We start from the raw sequence: 17,730 nt of genomic DNA on the forward strand, positions 1-17,730 counted from the left end.
GCGGTTGGGTAACGCTCATCGCGGTCCTCCGTTCCGTCGACGGAGGAAAGCGCCCCTCAAGTCCGCTCCGACCGCTCTTACGACGGTTGCTCACTTTGCTCGGACCGGATCAGTCCAGCAGCCCCTCCTGCAAGGCCCGCGCCACCGCCTCCGAGCGGCCACGCACGCCCAGCTTGCCGTACACCGAGGCGAGGTGGTTCTTGACTGTGTTGTCCGACAGGTGCAGGGCGGCGGCGATCTTCTTGTTCGGCCAGCCGCGCACGAGCAGCCGGAGCACGTCGCGCTCGCGGGTACTCAGGACGCCTCGGTCGGTGGCCGGGGCCGCCTCGGCGTCCGGCGGGCCTGGAGCCGGGTCGTCCTGAAGCAGCGCCTCCCAGGTCAGGGTGTGGCCCAGCGCCAGCGCGTCTTGCAGGGCCTGGTCGCCCAGGGCGTCCCGGAGGGTCGCGGTCAGGCGGTCTTGCTCGGCGCGCTGCGCCGGCCACGCGCCCGGCCCGCCGCCCCACAGCCGCTGCGCGCCGCCCAGCCGCAGCGCCGCCCGCGTCCACTGCCGCCGCCGGACCGCCAGGGCAGCGAGTGCTTGCAAGAGGGCCGCCCGGTGCGGGTCCGGCCAGGCGGACCCGCCGCCGTCCGGCGGGGCCGCCGCCCGCAGCGCCGCCGCCACCTCGTCCAACTGGCCGAGGTCCAGCAGCGCGGTGCCCAGGTGGAGCTGCGCGCGGGCCGCGCCCGGCAGGTCGCCCAGACGGCGCCGCAGGTCCAGGCAGGCCCGGCCCAGTTCGGCGGCGCCCGCCGGGTCGCCCGAAAGCCGCCGGGCCGCGGCGAGGTTGCTCAGCGCCTCGGCGGCCCCGCGCTCGTCGCCCAGTTCCCGGCGCAGGTCGAGCGCCCGGGTCAGGTGCTCGGCGGCCTGCGGCCAGTCGGCCCGCTGACAGGCCAGCACGCCCAGGTTGACCAGAGCCTCCGCGGTTCCGCGCCGGTCGCCCCGCTGCCGGCGCAGGGTCAGGGCCTGCGAGAGTGCCCCCTCCGCCCGGTCCCAGTCGCCCCGCCGCAGGGCCAGCGCGCCGAGGTTGTTCAGGGCGTCTGCCACGCCGGCGGCGTCGCCCAGCCGGGCAGAAACCTCCCGCTGCGCCTCGAAGGCGTCCCCGGCGCGCGGCAGGTCGCCGTGCAGCGCCCAGGCCACGCCCAGGTCCCCCGTGGCGGCGGCTTCCTGCGGGAGATCGGCGGCGAGGCGGGCGGCCCACAGCGCCTGCTCGGCCCGCGCGGCGGCGGCGTCCAGGTCCCCCTGCTGCCGGGCCAGCACCCCGGCTCCCCGCAGCAGACCGGGGGGGGAGGGGCCGTCTTCCGCCGCGCCCAGGGCGGTCTCCAGCCACGTCCGCCCCTCGACCACGTGCCCGCGCGCCAGCCAGAACGGCCACAGCGTCTCCACCAGCCGCACGCCGTTCACCCGCTCGGACGGGGCCGCGTCCGGGCGCAGCGCCCAGGTCAGGGCCGCCCGGAAGTTGGGCTGCTCCTCGTCCAGCCGGGCCAGCACCTGCACCTGCCTTTCCGAACGCCAGCGGGGGGCGAGTTCCACGGCGTGGTCCAGGCACCAGTGCGCGTGCCGCCGGTGGGCCAGCGCGGTCTCGGCGGCGTCCGAGTGCTCGGCGGCGTAATCCCGGACAATCTCCAGCATCCCGTAACGGGTCTCGCCGTCCGCGCCCGGGCGGGGGATGAGCAGGCTCGCGTCGGCCAGGGTCAGCAGGGTGTCCAGCGCCTCCAGGCCGAGTGAGTCCGTGTCCGCCACCTGCCGGGCCGCCGCCTCGGTCACGCTGCCGCTCACCGCCAGGCGGCGAAGCGCGGCCCGGTGCCCCGGACCGAGCAGGTCGTAACTGGCCCCGATGGCCGCGCTCAGCGACTGGTGCCGGCCCGGACGGTCGGGGGCCGGGGCGGAGGGCAGCGCGAGGCGGCGCTCCAGCCGGGCCAGCAGGGTGCCCGGCCCCACTTGTCCGGCCCGCGCCGCCGCCAGTTCCAGGGCCAGCGGCAGGCCGTCCAGCCGGGCACACAGCCGCGCCACCGCCGCCAGCTCACCCGTCAGGTCCCCGGCTCCGGCGGCCCGGGCACGCTCCAGGTACAGCCGCACGGCGGGGGCGTCCGCCGCGTCCTCGGCGTCCGGAGCCTCCGGCAGCGCCAGGGGGGCCAGCGGCAGGCGCCACTCCCAGCGCAGGTACAGCGGCACGCGGCTGGTCACCAGCAGGGTCAGGTCCGGGCAGGCGCCGAGCAGGTCGCCCAGCAGCGGGGCCGCGCCCGGCACACTCTCCACGTTGTCGAGGATGAGCAGCAGCGGCCCTCCGCGCAACTGCCCGCACAGGCTCCCGGGGGGGTCGGCGGCGTCCAGCGTCCAGCCCAGGGTCCGCGCGATCCGGCCCGGCAGCGCGTCCGGGTGCCGCTCGTCCCCCAGGTCCACGAACCAGGCCCCCCGGGCGTAGCGGCCCAGCACCGCCCCGGCGAGCGCTACGGCGAAGCGGGTCTTGCCCACGCCCCCCGGTCCCTGCACTGTAAGCAGCCGGGCTCCGCTCGACAGCAGCCCCGCCGCCTCGGTCAGCACGGCCCCGCGCCCGATCAGCGGGGTGGGCTGGGCGGGCAGATTGTGCGGGGGGGAGGCGGGCGTGGTCATTCGGACGGACCCCAGGGCAGCATACCGACCGCGCCGGTGCCCATCAGTGGCCTGGCCCGTCCAGCAGCACCACGCCGCCCTCCAGACGCAACCGGACCGATCCGGGGCCGCCGGCAGGCTCCCCGGTGCGCGCGTCGCGCCAGTCGCCGGGGGGCAGCGCGACCTCCGCCTCGTGCGGCCCCGCACGCCGGCTGACCGCCACCAGCACGCGGTCCACCTGACCATCGGCGTGAGAGAAGGTCCGCAGGTAGCCGAAGGCGTCCGGGTCGACCGGAAAGAGGCGCAGGCTGCCCTGCCCCAGGGCCAGGTGGGTGCGGCGCAGTCCGATGAGCGCCCGCACGAAGGCGCGCAGGCTCTGGTCCCAGCGGGTCTCATCCCAGGGCATGGTGGCCCGGTTGTGCGGGATGCCGCCCGCCTGAGGCTGGCCCAGCCCGATCTCGGTGCCGTAATACAGGCACGGCACCCCCGGGTAGGTCAGCAGCAGGGTCAGGGCCGTGCGCACCCGGCCCGGGTGGTGCTCCAGGCGTGTGGCGAGGCGCGGCACGTCGTGCGAGTCGAGAGAATTGAACTGGCTGAGGGCGACCTGCGGGGCCAGCACGTGGTAGGCGTCCCACAGCAGGTCCAGCAGCTCGGCGGTGGTCATCCGGGAGGGGCGACCCTGGTAATGCCTCCCGGACAGCCACTCCATCACCGGAAAGCCGAAGCCGTGGTAGTTGGTGCTGCCGTCCTCCCCGCCCTCGCCGTTCAGGGCCGCCTCGGGGTCGAACAGGCGCTCCCCGAAGACGTACGCCTCCGGGTTTTCCTGCCGCACGGCGGCCCGCAACCGGCGCAGCACCTCCAGGTTGCCCGCGTCGGTGCCGCCGCGCCCGAGCCCCTGCGCCACGTCCAGCCGCCAGCCCGCCGTGCCCCGGCGCAACCAGCGGCGCACCACCGAGTCTTCGCCCTCGATCATCTCGTGGGAGGCCGCCTCCGAGGCGTAGTCGATCTTGGGCAGGGTCGGCACCCCGTAGAACGCCGCGTAGGGCAGCGGCCCGCCCGCCGGGTCCGGCAGGGTGAACATGGTCCGCTCGGGTGAGTCCGGGTCGGCGAGCGCCCTCAGGAACAGGGGGTTCCGGTTACCGGTGTGGTTGAACACCCCGTCGAGCACCACCCGCAGCCCCAGCCGCCCGGCCTCCCGCATCATCACGTCGAAGGCGGCCTGCCCCCCCAGGTGCGGGTCGACGGCCCGGTAGTCGGTGGTGTCGTAGCGGTGGGTGCTGGGGCTGGTGAAGATCGGCGTGAGCCACAGGGCGTTCACGCCCAGCTCGTGCAGGTACGGCAGCGCCTGCGTCACCCCCTCCAGGTCGCCGCCATAGTGGGCCTGCATGTCGTGGTCGGGGTGGGGCGGGTCGGTCCAATCTGGCCGCGTGACCGCTCGTCCCTCGTACACGTCCTCGCCGGGCCGCACGTCGTTGTCCGGGTTGCCATTGCGGAAGCGGTCCGGGAAGATCTGGTAGAACACGCTGCGCCACGGCCACGTCGGCGTCCGGTCCCCGGCGCGGTACTGAAACCAGTCGCGGTAGGGGCGGCGGGCATGCCCCAGCCCGGCGAGGCTGAAGTGCAGGGTGTCGTCCGGCAGCTCCAACTGCCAGGCGTACCGCACCTGTCCGGCGTGCAGGGTGACCTCCAGTTCGAACCAGTGCCCGTCGCCGTCGAGCGCAGAGATGGGTCGGGCCGGAAAGTTCATGATCTCGCCGTGCCGCAGCAGCAGCAGGCGCGCCGCCTCCAGCGGCAGGGCCGTCTTGAGCCGCAGGGTCAGGGCCGCGCCCTGCGGCAGCCCGGGCCCACTGGTATAGGCGGGCGTGTGGTCGTGCCACGCCAGGACCTCTGAGAGCGGAATGGTCAACGGAACTCCTTTGCGCAGCGCGCAGGGCTGGTTCGGCGGAGGATCGGGCAGGAGCATACACCACAAAAAAAGCCCCCTCCATCGCAAAGCGAAAGAGAGGACTTTCTTATCGGCTTGGAAGCTAAGCGGCAGGGCTTAGGACCAAGGCTGTTCTTGGAGGCAGGGTGCCTCTTAATGTTCCGTCATTGGAGACAGAGACGTTATGAGGACGTTCGGTCAGTTCCCGCAACTCACCTTCGGAGGCGAAGGCAGAGACCGAGATTTGACCTGGCAAATCAGATAGCTCGACCTGCCTGTCCCAAACGTTGACAACAACCATCACAGGAGACTGCCCATTGATGAATCTAGCGAAGGCGAGCACACCGTGACCAGAATACCGTTGCTCATAGTCCCCCCAGACGACCGACTCGTTTTCTCTTAGCTGGTTAAGGGTCGTGAGCCGAGGTTTCAACGTTTGCTTCTCTGGGGAGAAGTTCATGGGCTGTCTGTTTGAGACTCGCCCCAGTTTGTCTAGGCCCAGGCCCTCAAGCAAGCACTCCGTCCCATACGTAACTACAGGAGTGCCTGGGAGGGTATACACCAGGGTTAGCATCAAGTCAACTCGCTCTACGGCGTCTCCATACTGAACACCGTTTTCCAGACAAACGGTGATAACACGATCTGTGTCGTGGTTATCAACGAAGTTTGCTAAGAGTCCGTGTGATGGGACCACGTTAAGGGTTAAATTGATCGAACCACTTGTATGGTCCACGTCGGCCTGATTCCCAGGCTTACTGAACTCTTTGACGAGTGCGTAGTACCATATATAATTGGTTGTTGCAATTCCCAACAACCAGAACGGAACATGATTCCAGACGTCTCCATCGTACACTTCGCCGATAATAGGCACTCCCTTGCAGGGACCCCACCGAGTGATATACTCTACCCATTCGCGGCTACAATGTTTTATGGCATCGAAGCGAAATCCTACAACCTCCCACCTCTTGAATTTCTTGTACATTCGGTTCAAGAATGCACTAACGAGGGGGTGGAGCTGTCTCAGGTCTGGGAGACCTGATAACGGCGTGACCTCGAACTCCTCCTGTGGATTCCCCTGCTCCTGTGCGCGTCGTACGTCTCCTTCCGTGTGGAAGCATTTGGGAACCGACTCCAAATCGGGGGTTCCGTACCCCCTATGATTTGGAACGGTATCGAGGAATACCTTTATTCTGTTTTTCCCGAAGATCTTCACCAACAGGCGGAACATCGTTTTTGTGCCAAAACGGGGCTCTACCAGAAGCCGCAAGATCGTTAACGGATGAAACCCATGAAATGGGTCATAAAATTTATCCCCTACCCAGGTTCCTTCACTCTGCTTTTCAATGGGAGACAGCATAACTGTCTTAAACCCCATCGTCACTATATGAGGAATACTCAGGATTATTCCGAGAAAATCCCCCCCGTACCACTTGTCGTGGTCAAAAGCACTAGAATTTGACGGCCTGCTCCTACGCAAGCGGTCTATTACAACGTAGTAAAGTGCCCCAAAAAGTCTAAGATCAGTCACAATAGCTCCAAATTTTCATTGTACGCAACTCCCCCCTTCAGAGGGGGAGTCGACGTCATCCTAGCTCGATCCACCCGGCAGCCGGGGCAAAAGCCCACGCAGCCGGGGAACGAAAAAACCGCGAACCTTCAGCCAGACTGAAGATTCACGGTTTTGGTTGACACTCGGTTGTTGGTTAGCGGCGGCGCAGGAGCAGCAGCACAGTGCCGAAGAGCACCAGGGCGGCTGCGGTCGCGCTGCCGACGACCGTATAAACGATGGAGGCGCCATACTGCGAGGCACTGAGACCTATCAAGTATGAGGCGCTGCCGGTCGCCAAGGCCCGCCACAACTCTATGAAACCGCTGAGAGTTGCGACGAGTTGCGCTGGAACAAGCAAAGTCAGTACCTGCCCCGCATATATTGAACAGGAGATGGTCGCCATTCCCTCCAGAATCTTAAGTGCTATACCAACTTGGAGGTTTGGTGCCACTCCCGCACATGCAATGGTCGTCGCTAGCATCACAGACGCCACAAGTACGTCCCTGCCCTTTACGACTCTTTGCCTGTCGACGAAGAGGTATATCCCTTTCTGACGCAGGGAAGTCGTGGCTACGACGGCGATGATCTCGCCAAGCAGCCCCGCTCCCTCGTACCAACCCAAGGCGGTTGGTTGCATACCCCAGTCCCCGATCAAAGCGACGGCCGTAATTCTCACGGCAAAATTGACTTGAACCGTCGTGAATACCGCTAACATCGCCAGATAGGTGGGGTGAGTCAGGGCATACCGTAACCCAACTCCCATATCTACGAAAATTTCTTCGACGCGCTGGGCGAGCAGTCCCCAGAAACCTGCGGATTGCTGCGGCCCTGGCGCTACAACTTCCTGGCGAGCCCCATTGTCCAAGCTGGCGAACAGCACTGCTGCCACCATGAATGTCGCGGCGTTGACGCCGAAAACTCCAATTCCAATCGTACCGACGAGGGTTGCGCCCACGACCAAGGCCACCTGCTTGGTGACTTGTCCACTGACGGTGGCCATCTGTTGTGCTCGGTCCAACCCGGCGCCAGGTGCGATTGTCGTTATTGCGCGGTTGTACACCGCGGCGAAGAAGGAGTCTCCACACCGCCTAATGACTTGAACCACAATCACCAAGGGGATGATTTTGTAACCAAACATTCCGAGTGTCGCTACACCCAGGAGAATGTTTATAGAGAGTGCCGCCCTCCTCAACGACATCTTTCCGGCAATGGTGCCCAAGGGGAACGCCAGAAGCGTGGCAAAAATATATGGAATGGACTCTATCTTGGCGATCATTCGTAAAGCTTCGGCGTCACCGAAGGTTAGGGCCAATAACGCGCGTAAAGCCATTCTGTCGAGCTCGTTTCCGAACTCGCTAAAATTTTGGGCTGCCAAAAACCGGCCAAGGGGGCCTTTTAAAAATCTGCTGGCCCGGGTCAGCAGTGAACGAAGCTTGCGCATAAAATAAAACCAAAAATGAGTTGTCATGCATCGCGCTCGGCGAGCGCTTCAGCTTAACCCTCTGCGGCCTTTGCCGAGGTGGGGCACCGTACAGGACAACGCCGGGGGGCCACACAAACGCCGCATCCGGCAGGTGGAGCGGCGGCCTTGTCTCCAGTCTGGCCGTCGGTCGAGCCGGTCCCGGTGGACGGCGACGGTCAGACCATCCGCACAGAGCGCCCGGTGTAGGTGACCGCTCAGGACCCGGCATCCACCCCCTCGCGCCGCCGCCGCCCTCCTTTCCAGCCCTTGCACTGCGCTCAGGACGGCGCCCAGCGGACCCCGGGGGCTGGAAACGCGGCGTAGTGGCCCCGGCCCGGGGGCGCGCGTGGGGAAATGCCGGGTGGTGCCGCCGCTCCCTGCCAGGCTCTGTAGATACGGCCATCCGCCGTAGGTTCTTCTCTTCGCGCAGAGTGCGCGTGATGTATGACAACTGTTGAAACGTCTCGGCGCCGCGCCGCGTGGCTCGGTGCCCTTCTGATGCTCACCGGCATCTTTGCCAGCGGACCGTTTTTCTGGATCACGACGAGGCTCATGGTCCAGGCCCAGTTCGCGGACGTGGCCCTCGCCACGGCGGAAAATTGGGGCTCTGGGGCCAATCTGCTTGCGGCCCTCCTCCTCACCACCGCGCGCCGCCGCGGCTGGATGAGGTGGGTGCCCACGACCAGCATGCTGGTGTTTTTGCTCGTGTATGCCGCCCTGCTGACTGGGGCGGTCTTTGAACTCTTCGACGCCAGGGCCTTCCTGATCTTCGGATCGGTCAGCCGAATCGCCTTCATCCCACTGACCGTCCTGGTGGCGGCGGAGGGCTTCGGGAATTCGGGCTGGGCCGCCACGGCGGCGAGCCTGATGTACCTGGCGGAATCGGCGGCCCTCCAACCGGTGGCCGCCGCAGTCGCCGCTCACGCTCCTGGCGTGGCGTACGGCATGGGCGCGGCCACCACGGCGCTCGCCGTGATCGGGACCCTGCTGGTGCGGCGCTTCGGCGCGGCGCCGGGACAGGGGCGCACCCCGGAGGCCACGCGGTTGGTGAGTCGCCCGCTGTTCGGGGCGCTGGCGGGCGCCTATTTGCTGTTGCAGGTGGGGTACTTTGCGCGGGATACGTTTTCGGTCGCCATCTGCACCCTGATGGGCGTGAGCGGCGCCGGGATCGGCTGGTGGAGCAGCGCTTCCACCCTCGGCGAGTCGGGTGTGGCGCTCGCCTTCCTGGCCTGGCCGCTCGCCCCTGCCCACTGGCAGGACCGACTCGCCCCCCGGGCCAGACGCCTGGCGCGGTGGGTGGTCCTCGGCGCCTTCGTGACGTTCGCGTCCGCACTCGCCTTCACGGCCCTGGGTGCGGGCAGGTGGCCGGTTTCCTCCCTCTTCGGCGTGCGCCTCGCCGTCGAGGGTCCGGCGGCGGCGACCGTCGAGCGTGTGGCGGAAGGGTACGTCTACGCCGTGTTCGGCCAGTTGCGAGACGGCCAGGCGCCCGCGCTGGTCTTCGACGCCGTGGGGCGTCTGATTCCCATTCTGGGGAGGGGCCTGCTCTACCTGGGGTGGTCGGTTCAGCAGGCCTACCTGGGGACGGCGGTGCTCAGCCTCGGCCTGCTGGTGGCGGCCTACGGGTGCCGGCGTTTTCTCGCGCACGTCTTCATCGATGTGCTGGGGGGCGGTTTCATCCCGGTCCAGACCGACTCGCCGCCCTCACCGACCAGAGGCAACAGCAACTACACGGCGGGCCGGCGCCACAGGCTCGACCGCCGGGCACGCCGCAGCGGGAGGTGCTCGCCGGCCAATCTGGCTCGGCTTCAGCGCGATAGGTAGATGAACAGGGAGAGGACCGGTCTGCTGGTCTTCTCCCTGTTCTGTTGTCCTGTTCTCGTCCTGCCGACGGGTCAGGGGTGAAGCCGAATCAAACGGACCCGGCGCGGGTCGCCGGATCTGGGTCCGGGGCCTCCTCCACGGGGAAGCCCACCGGACCCTGGCGGTTGGCGCCGATGCGGCAGAAGACCGTCTGACCGGTTCGCCAGCCGGCACCCGCGGCATTCTGAACGAACAGCCGGTGTTCCAGGCCGTTGTGACAGTCCACCCGGACCAGGGCCCAGCCCCTGGGGTCCAGGCGTTCGACCACGCCGTCCGTCACGGCGCCCAGCACGAACACGTCCTCGGCGCGCTGCTCCTCGGCGCCGCGCAGGGGGGGCAGGACCCGGAACAGGACCCGGGCGCCGCGGCGAAGCGGGACGTCGACGGCCAGGTTGCGCGGCTGGAAGTAGTAGATCATCCCGCCCTGGTCTTCCAGGAAGCCGAAGGTGCGGCCCGTGCGCAGCACCGTCCCCCGCACCCAGCGGCTGAGCGGCGTGTCTGCCCGCGCCCCTGGGTCCGGCGCCTCGTCACGTGCCGGGCGGGCCGCCCGCGCCCGGGGCCCGGCCCCCGTGACCCGCGGTGCTTGCAGGTCGCCGGGCCGCAGCCGGTCCCACAGCACCTCGTGGCACAGGGTCACGGCGCCGCCCGCCGCGCCCAAAGACCGCGACCCGCCCAGCAGCGGCGCGGTTGTCGTCGTCAGGCCGCTCAGCCGCGCGGCCTCGTCGTCACACAGCAGCGCCCCCGGCTGGCCGTGGAGCAGGCCGCGCAGCGCCTCGGCGCGCTCGAGGGCGGGGCCCATGAACCCGGGGGCCTGGCCCGGGGCCTGAAGTTGGCCGACCCGTCCGGTCACCAGCGCGGCGGCACCGGTCCAGCCGTCCTGGGCCGCGGCCCGCAGCACGGCGGCGGCACCCTCGAGCGCCAGCAGGGCGTGGGTCTCGGGAAACACCAGCGCCAGCCCGCCCTCGACGGGCACCTCGCCCAGGGCCTGCGGGCGCAGCGCCGCGACCTCGGCGCGCAGTTGGGCCTCCGCGCCCGACGTGGTGATCACCAGCACGGCGCCCGGGAACACCTCGGCCCGTCCGTTCGCGCTCCTGCTCAGGTTGTCTGCCGTCATGACATCCTCCTCGGGGGCGCCCGCGCCCGGCACCGTCCCGGGCCGCCACGCTCGGCGCCCGGGATCGGGTCATTGTCACGGCGGCCTTCCCCACCTCGGCGGGGAACCGCACACCGGCGGGGGGGCCAGACGGGGGCGGGGGTCAGGGCGGCGCGCCCGCAGGAGCGCGAGACCGCGGCGGGCCTTGACCGTGCGGCCCCGATCCGCGGGCCTCCTCGGTCCGCGCCCGACACCTCCGGAACGCCCCACCGGGCTCTCGTCGCCCCGGCTGGTCCGTCTGGACCCCCGGCCCGGGTGGTCCGTCTGGGCCTGTCGCCCGGCGGAGGGCGGGGCGCAGCATGTCCCCACGCGGTCCGGCCCGCCCCACCGGGGGCCAGCGACGCGGGCCATTTCGGCAGGTTTTCGTTCTGGAGGTGTGACTCGTGATGCGGCACAGCGACTGGTCCGGTCTCCATCTGACCCTTCCGAGCCCCAGGGTCGTCTGTCTGTGCGGCGCCGAACGTTTCCGGGCGGCCTTCGCCGCGCTCGACCGTCGGCTGACCGACCAGGGCTGCGTGGTGGTGACCATCGCCAACCCGGCCCGCGCCTGCGACGGCCAGGACCCGGCTGAGCTGCCGCACGCCCGCGCCGACCTGCACAAGATCGAGTGGTGCGACGAGTTCGTGGTGCTCAACGTCCACGGCTACATCGACGAACTGACCCGCCAGCACCTGCGCCACGCCCAGCGGCTGGGCAAGCGGGTTCGCTTCGTGGACCCGCTGGGCGGCCAGAGGCGGCCCGAGCGTCCCGACCTGCCCGGGCAGGACGCGCCGCGGCGCGCGGCCAGTCCGGTGTTCACCCCCGCCGAGGGGATCACGGTGGTGGGGGAGGGCACGGTGATGGACCTCACGGCGCCCTTCAAGGTGCGCGGCGGCGCGGTGCTGCTGTACGGACCCGACGAGACCCGGCCCGCCTGCACGCTGGTCAGCGAGCACGTCTGGCCGGGCGTGCAGTGGGTGCCCGAGGTCTGGTACGCCGAGGCCGCCAGCCACACCCAGGTGGTGCGCTACAGCGCCGAGCCCGCCGCCCTGCAACCCATCGGCGAACTGATCCGCTGGGCCATCGCCACCAGCGGCCAGATCTGGGAGCGGATGCTGTGGGGCCTGCTGCTCGTCGATTCGGTGGCGACCCAGGAGGAACTCAGCGCGATCATCGGGTGCAGGCGCGAGTCGGTGACCACCGCCATGCGCGACTTCCGCGCGCGGGAGCTGATCGAAAAGGTGGATGGCCGCATCCGCCTGACGGCCAAGGGGCTGGTGTACGCCGCGCAGCTCGGCGCGCTGGAGGGCGCGGACGCCGGGGCCGACCTCGGGGAGGCCGAACTCGGGAGCCTGGCCGCCCTGGTGGACCCGGACCTGAACTGACCCCGCCCCACCCGCGGCGAAATTTTTCCCGGCACGGCCACGGACAGGCCGTGCAATAGGTCCGTGCCCCACGGACGACCAGGAGGAAGCGCATGACCCTGCCCCTTTCATCGCCCGCGTCGCCCCGGCCTGCGACCCCGCCGGCCCCCACGGCGGGCGGCCCGGCGGTGACGCTCCACCTGAGCCTCACGCAACTGGTGATGGGCCGCTACCGTCCCCGTCAGCGGTTCGACGCCGCCGCGCTCGACGCGCTGGCCCGCTCGCTGGCCTCGCACGGGGTCGCGCAGCCGCTCCTCGTTCGCCCGCTGGAGGGCGGCGAGCCGGGGGAAGGCCGCTACGAGATCGTGGCGGGCGAGCGGCGCTACCTCGCCGCGCAGCAGCTCGGCCTGACCCACCTGCCCGCGGTGGTGCGGCGGCTGAGCGACGAGGCCGCGCTGGAACTGTCGCTCGTCGAGAACCTGCAACGCGAGGACCTGAACGAACTGGAGCAGGCCGAGGGCGTGCTGCGGCTCCTGGCGCTGCGGTTGGGGCGCGAGGTGGGCGGCGTGCGGTCGCTGCTCTACCGCATGGACAACGAGGCCAAGCACAAGGTTACCCAGCAGGTGTTGGGTAGCGAGGACGCCCGGACGGTCGAGCGGGTCTTCGCGGAGCTGGGCACCCTGAGCTGGGCCAGTTTCGTCTCCACGCGCCTGCCGCTGTTCTCGCTGCCCCCGGACGTGCTGGAGGCGCTGCGTGCCGGGGTCCTGAGTGCGGCGGGCGCCCGCTTGCTGGGACGCCTGCGCGACCCGGCTGACCGGGCCCCCCTGCTCGCCGAGGTCTGGGACGCGCCCCCCGGCGACGCCGAGCTGCGCAGGCGGGTCCTGACCGTGCTCGGCGCCTCCCGCTCGCAGCTCCCGGCGGCCCAGCCCCCGGCGGCCCAACCGGGACCGCCCGCCGCCCGCCTGACCGCCTGGGCCCACACGCTGCTGGGCGGGCGCCGCTGGCGCAGTCCGGCGCGGCAGGCGCGGGCCCAGGCGCTGCTGGAGGAACTCGCCCAACTGCTCTGTGCCGAGGAGGACGATGATGCGCCCGTCACGCCGTAGCCCGCGGGTCTGGGCCATCTGCCGCGCCCGCCCGGACTCACCGCCGGGCTCACTCCTGATCCTGCTGCTGTGCCTGCTGGCCGCGCTGTGGTGGCCCGGCAGCGGGCGGGCGCAGAACGCGACCTACTTCGCCGCCGACCTTCAGGCCGCGCCCCGCACGGTGCTGGTGTCACCCGACTACCTGACCGTGATCGAGTTCTACCAGGAGGTGGACCAGATTTCCTCGGGCCGCCCGGAGCTGCTGCACGTGGAGGCGTCCGGCGCCAAGGTCTACGTGTCCGCGCTGGGACGCTCGGGGTCGACCGATCTGGTGGTCGAGGTCGGCGCGCGGACCCAACTGCTGCGCGTCGAGATCGTCCCGGGCAACAACACCCGGCGCTATGTGGTGCGGCTCGACCGGCCCGCCCCCCCGCTCAGGGTGACCCCCCCACCTCCGCCTCCGCCCGCGAGCCGCCCGGCCCCGGCCCGGACGGTCAACCCCGCCTGGCTGTCGTTCCGGGTGACCGCAGGAGACCTGGACGGGCGCCCAGACGCGGTGACGCTGCTCTTCGCCGTCGAGCACCGGGGCAGCGCGCCCCTGCTGGTCCTGAACGCCGCCGACCTGAGGGTGCGGCAAGGCGGCACGGCGGTGGCCGTGCAGGTTCGGCAGGGCCTCGACCCGGCCACGCTGCGAAGGGGCCGCACCCATCAGGGCACCCTGGTGCTGCGTCTCGGTGCGGCCCAGCGGCGCGGCGCCCCCATCACGCTGAGCTGGACGCTGCGCGACCCGAGCACCCAGACCAGCTACGTCGTGGAACGGCGCCTGGACGCGCGCACCCTGGCCCCGGTCCGGCCCTGAACTCCCCGTAGGACACACGCGTGAGGTGAACCATGAAGACCGCCCCCCCAACCCCTGAGGATGCCCGGACCCGCCGCCCGACCCGGTCCCGGCTCACGGCGGCCCTGGGTCTGCGCTGCCTGTCCTTGGGCGCCCTGGGCCTGGGAGCGCCGGGCCTGCCCTCCGTGGCCCGCGCCCAGGTCCCCTACGTGGGCATCGTGAGCCTGGTGGACATCGGCGCGAGGCCGGGCGTGCAGCGGGAAGCCGGGCGGGGCGGCCTGGTCGCCGTGCCGGGCGTGAACCCGGACGGACTGCCGCTGGTCGAGCTGATCCACGTGCAGAACCTGCTGGCCTGCCGCGCGCAGAGGCGGGCGTCCGGCGGCCCGGCCCCCTGCCCCCGCTACGAGTGGTCCGTGCCCTTCATCCCGGAGCCCAGCGCCCTGAAGCTCGAAGAGGCGCTGTCGCGCGCCTGGAACGAGTTCGACGCCCGCTCGACCTGGTACATGAACTCGCTGCTGAACACCACGCCCGATCCGGGGGACCTGGGCGTGGTGAGCAGGGTGGTCCCCCGGCCCGTGCGCGGCGCGGCCAGGGGACTGCTCGGGAGGCTGCTGCCCTCGACCCAGGGTTACAGCGCGCGCGGCAACTGCGGACCCGACGAGGCGGGCCGCGTGGACGAGTACCTGGACGCCTGGAACGCCAACCCCGCAAGAGCCATCGACGCCAGGCTGTTTTGTGACGCGCTGGCAAAGGCGCAGGCCAGCGCGCGCCCCAGCTACAAGCCGGGGGCGAAGTGCGCGGTGATCGACACGCCCGCCGTGACCGACTGGGCGGAGGTGAACCGCCGCTGGAAAGCCGCCTACACGCAGGCGGTGGAGGTGTACTACCCCGAATACTGGCAACAGGTCTACGCCGCCGTGCGGCGGTACATGCCCGGGTCGCTGGCCTGGGACGGCCTGTACCCGCTGGGCGGGCCGGTCGGCACGGTCGGCGGGGCCCAGCTTCAGCCGGTGTTCGCCCCGGGCCGCCGCACCGCCCAGTATCAGGCGCTGGCCCGGCGCGCGCAGGCGCAGGACCCGAACGGCGCCCGCTACATCCTGGGCCACTATCCCTATCCCGGCGTGGTGGGGGCCTGGGGGCCCCGGGTGCCGCGCCCGGCCACGCCCCCCCTGGGCCGGGCGTGGCCGGGCATCTCCAAACTGGAGGTCCTCAAGTACGGCCTGGCCGGGCGCGAGGACATCTTCGCCCGGCCAGGGCAGTGGTGGAGCATGAGCAAGACCCGTGGGGCGGCCCCGACCGGCCCGACCGGCGCGGGGGACCTGCGGGAGACCGAGGGCGTGGGCGCCGTGAGCTTCTTGCACCTGTACCCGCGGATAGATACCCTGACCACGCCGCGCGCCGCCGAGTACCACCGCTGGTGCTTCCTGTCCTACACGCCCCCGGTCCCGGTGCTGGTGCGGCGGACCCTGCCCAGCGTCGCCCAGGGCATCAATGCCACGCTCGGCGGTCTCACCCGCGTGCACGTGCGCTGGGAGACCGCCCCCGAGGGCTATCCGCTGCACGGCGTGCGCGGCCAGCCCAACCAGGGGGCGCCGGGGCCGGACAACCTGACCGGAAAGCTGCCGACCGTCGATCCGTCCAGGATCGTGATGCCCCGGATTCCGCCGCGGCAGGTCATGGAGCGGGCGCCGCAGGCCGGGGCCGGGGCCGACCCGCCGGGCAGCCCCCCGCCTCCCCCCGCCGAACAGCCGTCCGGAGCGGGTGGCCCCGGAGCCAGCGGGTGCGTGCGCCCGAGCAGCGGCACCCAGAGTCAATGTCTGGCCCGCCTGATTCTGAACGACGGGCGCATCGACCTGGGGACCAGCAGTTCCACACACGGCGGCAGCCCGCGGCAGAACATCCTTGACGCGGTCAACGGACGCTCCACCCCGGCGGGCTGTGGCGAGCGCACCCCGAACTGCGGACGCCGCATTCAGCTCAGCGCCCGCCTGCTGCAAAAAATGCTCGCACTCGCGGACAGGGGTTCCTACCGGGTGACGGCCATCGCGGGCGGCGGACACAGCGGCAGGTCGTCTCACTACACGGGGGACGCCATCGACATCGGCACCTGGGCGGGCATCCACCTGGGCCGCCCCAGCGCGGGACACACCCAGGCCCGCGATGCCTGCCTGGCGGTGGGCGCCCGGCCCTGGCAGACCTTCAACGCCTACAACGACCCCAGGCATCACAGCGATCATGTGCATTGCGATTTCCGGTGACGAGGAGGTTGCCCTGACGGCGGGGCGCCGCTTCTTCCAAGGACCGAGGCTGCCGCCCGCCGCCCCGCCGTAGGCAAGCTGCCCCGCTCTGGGCCAGGCATAACCCCACTCCCTCCTTTGCGGGCCGTCCGTGTGAACGGCCCTGTTTTATCGGTCGGGCTGGGGCTCACCGCGTGATGTCCGGGAGGTCGGGCGCCGCGGTGCCGGGCAGGGCCACCTCACGCCGAACGCAGTCTTCCCCCCACGAGAAGGGAGAAGACTGCGCCGGCAGAGTGATCTTTCCCGACTTCCTCCGCAGCGGCGTGGGTCGGCCCTGCCCGGCACCGGGCGTCCCGGTGTCCCCTGATCTTCCGCGCGGGCCCCCGGTGGGGCGAGCCGAGGAAAACGGCAGAGAAGCGGTCGCCGGGAGAACTCCTCTCCCGGCGACGCTTCCCCGGCCCGGTGACCGTCGGGTCAGCTCTTGCCGCTCCCCAGCACGGTGATGAGCAGCGGGGTTCCCCGGTCCACCTGGGCGATGCGCTCCAACGCCTTCTGGGACGGCGGCACGGCGAAGAGGCGGGCGATGGCCCCCGCGACGGTGGTCCCGAGCTGCGGCGGCACGCGGGTGGTGGTCTCGCGGTCACCGTCCACGACCACCACGGTCTGATTGCCGAGCTGCTCGACGTAGCCGGCCACACCGGCGGCGGCGGCGCGGGTCAGGTCGGCGGCCAGGGCGGGCGCCACGTCCCGGGTCCGGACGGGCAGGCCGGGCAGGCCCGAGGGGTCGTAGGCGCGGGCGCTGACCGGCTCCAGCGCCCCGCCGGTCCAGACTTCGCTGAACACGATCTCGACCCGCCCGGCGGCCCCGAGCGTGGCGAGCCCGCTGAACACCGCGCCCGACGCGCTGCGCGCCAGCACCGGCATGGCCCGGCTCCCCTGCGTGACGATCAACCCGGTGGAGAGTTCGGCGCTCAGGGTCGTGCCGACCGCCAGCGTCGGCGCCGCGCCTGCGGGAGACGGCGTGGCCGCCGCGGGCGCGGGAGCGGCGGGGGGCGGCGTTCCCGGAGTTCCTGTCCCGGGCTGTCCGGGGGCAGGCGGCGTCTCCGGGGCGGCGCCCCCACCGAACAGCGTGAGGGAGGAGCCCGGGTCCACCTCGCCTGTTCCCCCATAGACCGAGAGGGGGGCCGCCGCTTCCTCCTCCGGCCCGCCGTACACCGAGAGCCCGGCGCCCCGGGCGTCCGCCTCGCCGCCTTCCGCCCCAGGCGCGGAATCGCTGCGGAATACCGTGGTGCTGGCTTCCCGGGGCGCCGGCACGGCCCGGAACACCGTGGCGCCGGGCCGCAGGGGGGGAGGAGGTGCGGGCGGCGGTGCAGGCGGCGGGGCCACCGCTTCCGCGGCGGGCAGGGCGTCCCGGACCGGGGGCGGGTCCAGTTCCGGCATCGGCTCGCTGGGCTCCGGGACCGGGGCCGTCACCGGCGGCGCGGCCTCACTCGCCGGGGGCGGGGGCAGGTCGTCCGCCGGGGGCAGAGTGGTGGGCGCGGCGGGCACCGGCACCGCGGGCGGCGGGGGTGGGGGGGGGGGGGGCGGCGGCCGCGCCACCGGCGGCGGGGGGGGGGGGGGGGGCGGGGCCGCGCCCCCCCCCCCCCCCCCCCCCCC

General features: G+C 71.0%; 11 protein-coding genes. 5 read left to right on the forward strand and 6 right to left on the reverse strand.

Features of this window, described 5'->3' with window-relative positions:
* Nucleotides 1-109: 109 nt before the first annotated feature.
* The 4 genes from A7B18_RS15385 to A7B18_RS15400 form a co-directional block, all read right to left on the reverse strand.
* Nucleotides 110-2,647: a tetratricopeptide repeat protein gene (locus tag A7B18_RS15385; protein WP_102127584.1), complete on the reverse strand. Its 2,538-nt coding sequence runs from the start codon at nucleotides 2,645-2,647 to the stop codon at nucleotides 110-112.
* Between the two features lie 43 nt (nucleotides 2,648-2,690).
* The gene (locus A7B18_RS15390) at nucleotides 2,691-4,532 is read right to left on the reverse strand and encodes a glycoside hydrolase family 13 protein (RefSeq protein WP_102127585.1); all 1,842 of its coding nucleotides are present in this window, start codon (nucleotides 4,530-4,532) and stop codon (nucleotides 2,691-2,693) included.
* Between the two features lie 121 nt (nucleotides 4,533-4,653).
* The gene (locus tag A7B18_RS15395; RefSeq protein ID WP_146009558.1) at nucleotides 4,654-6,078 is read right to left on the reverse strand and encodes an alpha-amylase family glycosyl hydrolase; all 1,425 of its coding nucleotides are present in this window, start codon (nucleotides 6,076-6,078) and stop codon (nucleotides 4,654-4,656) included.
* A 175-nt stretch (nucleotides 6,079-6,253) separates the two neighbouring features.
* A complete protein-coding gene (locus A7B18_RS15400; protein ID WP_146009559.1) occupies nucleotides 6,254-7,567 on the reverse strand; it encodes an MFS transporter in 1,314 nt (437 codons plus the stop codon).
* Between the two features lie 438 nt (nucleotides 7,568-8,005).
* Here A7B18_RS15400 and A7B18_RS15405 point away from each other — a divergent pair, with 438 nt between their 5' ends.
* A complete protein-coding gene (locus A7B18_RS15405) occupies nucleotides 8,006-9,382 on the forward strand; it encodes a hypothetical protein (RefSeq protein WP_180970188.1) in 1,377 nt (458 codons plus the stop codon).
* An 88-nt stretch (nucleotides 9,383-9,470) separates the two neighbouring features.
* Here A7B18_RS15405 and A7B18_RS15410 read toward each other — a convergent pair whose 3' ends face one another.
* A complete protein-coding gene (locus tag A7B18_RS15410; RefSeq protein WP_102127589.1) occupies nucleotides 9,471-10,535 on the reverse strand; it encodes a hypothetical protein in 1,065 nt (354 codons plus the stop codon).
* A gap of 425 nt (nucleotides 10,536-10,960) precedes the next feature.
* Here A7B18_RS15410 and A7B18_RS15415 point away from each other — a divergent pair, with 425 nt between their 5' ends.
* From A7B18_RS15415 to A7B18_RS15430, 4 genes are all read left to right on the forward strand, one after another.
* Nucleotides 10,961-11,938, forward strand: a complete 978-nt coding sequence (locus tag A7B18_RS15415) for a helix-turn-helix domain-containing protein (RefSeq protein WP_102127590.1) — start codon at nucleotides 10,961-10,963, stop codon at nucleotides 11,936-11,938.
* A gap of 92 nt (nucleotides 11,939-12,030) precedes the next feature.
* Nucleotides 12,031-13,020: a ParB/RepB/Spo0J family partition protein gene (locus tag A7B18_RS15420; protein ID WP_102127591.1), complete on the forward strand. Its 990-nt coding sequence runs from the start codon at nucleotides 12,031-12,033 to the stop codon at nucleotides 13,018-13,020.
* Complete coding sequence (locus tag A7B18_RS15425; protein ID WP_102127592.1) at nucleotides 13,001-13,858, forward strand: hypothetical protein; 858 nt, start codon at nucleotides 13,001-13,003, stop codon at nucleotides 13,856-13,858. Before A7B18_RS15420 ends, A7B18_RS15425 begins: the two co-directional genes overlap by 20 nt.
* 32 nt (nucleotides 13,859-13,890) lie before the next feature.
* On the forward strand, nucleotides 13,891-16,095 hold the full coding sequence (locus A7B18_RS15430; RefSeq protein ID WP_102127593.1) for a hypothetical protein: 2,205 nt from the start codon (nucleotides 13,891-13,893) through the stop codon (nucleotides 16,093-16,095).
* Between the two features lie 453 nt (nucleotides 16,096-16,548).
* Here A7B18_RS15430 and A7B18_RS15435 read toward each other — a convergent pair whose 3' ends face one another.
* Nucleotides 16,549-17,622 carry a hypothetical protein gene (locus A7B18_RS15435; RefSeq protein WP_180970189.1) on the reverse strand — a complete coding sequence of 358 codons (1,074 nt, stop codon included), beginning with the start codon at nucleotides 17,620-17,622 and terminating at the stop codon, nucleotides 16,549-16,551.
* Between the last annotated feature and the right edge of the window lie 108 nt (nucleotides 17,623-17,730).

This window comes from Deinococcus planocerae, from assembly GCF_002869765.1.
Classification (GTDB): Bacteria; Deinococcota; Deinococci; order Deinococcales; family Deinococcaceae; genus Deinococcus; species Deinococcus planocerae.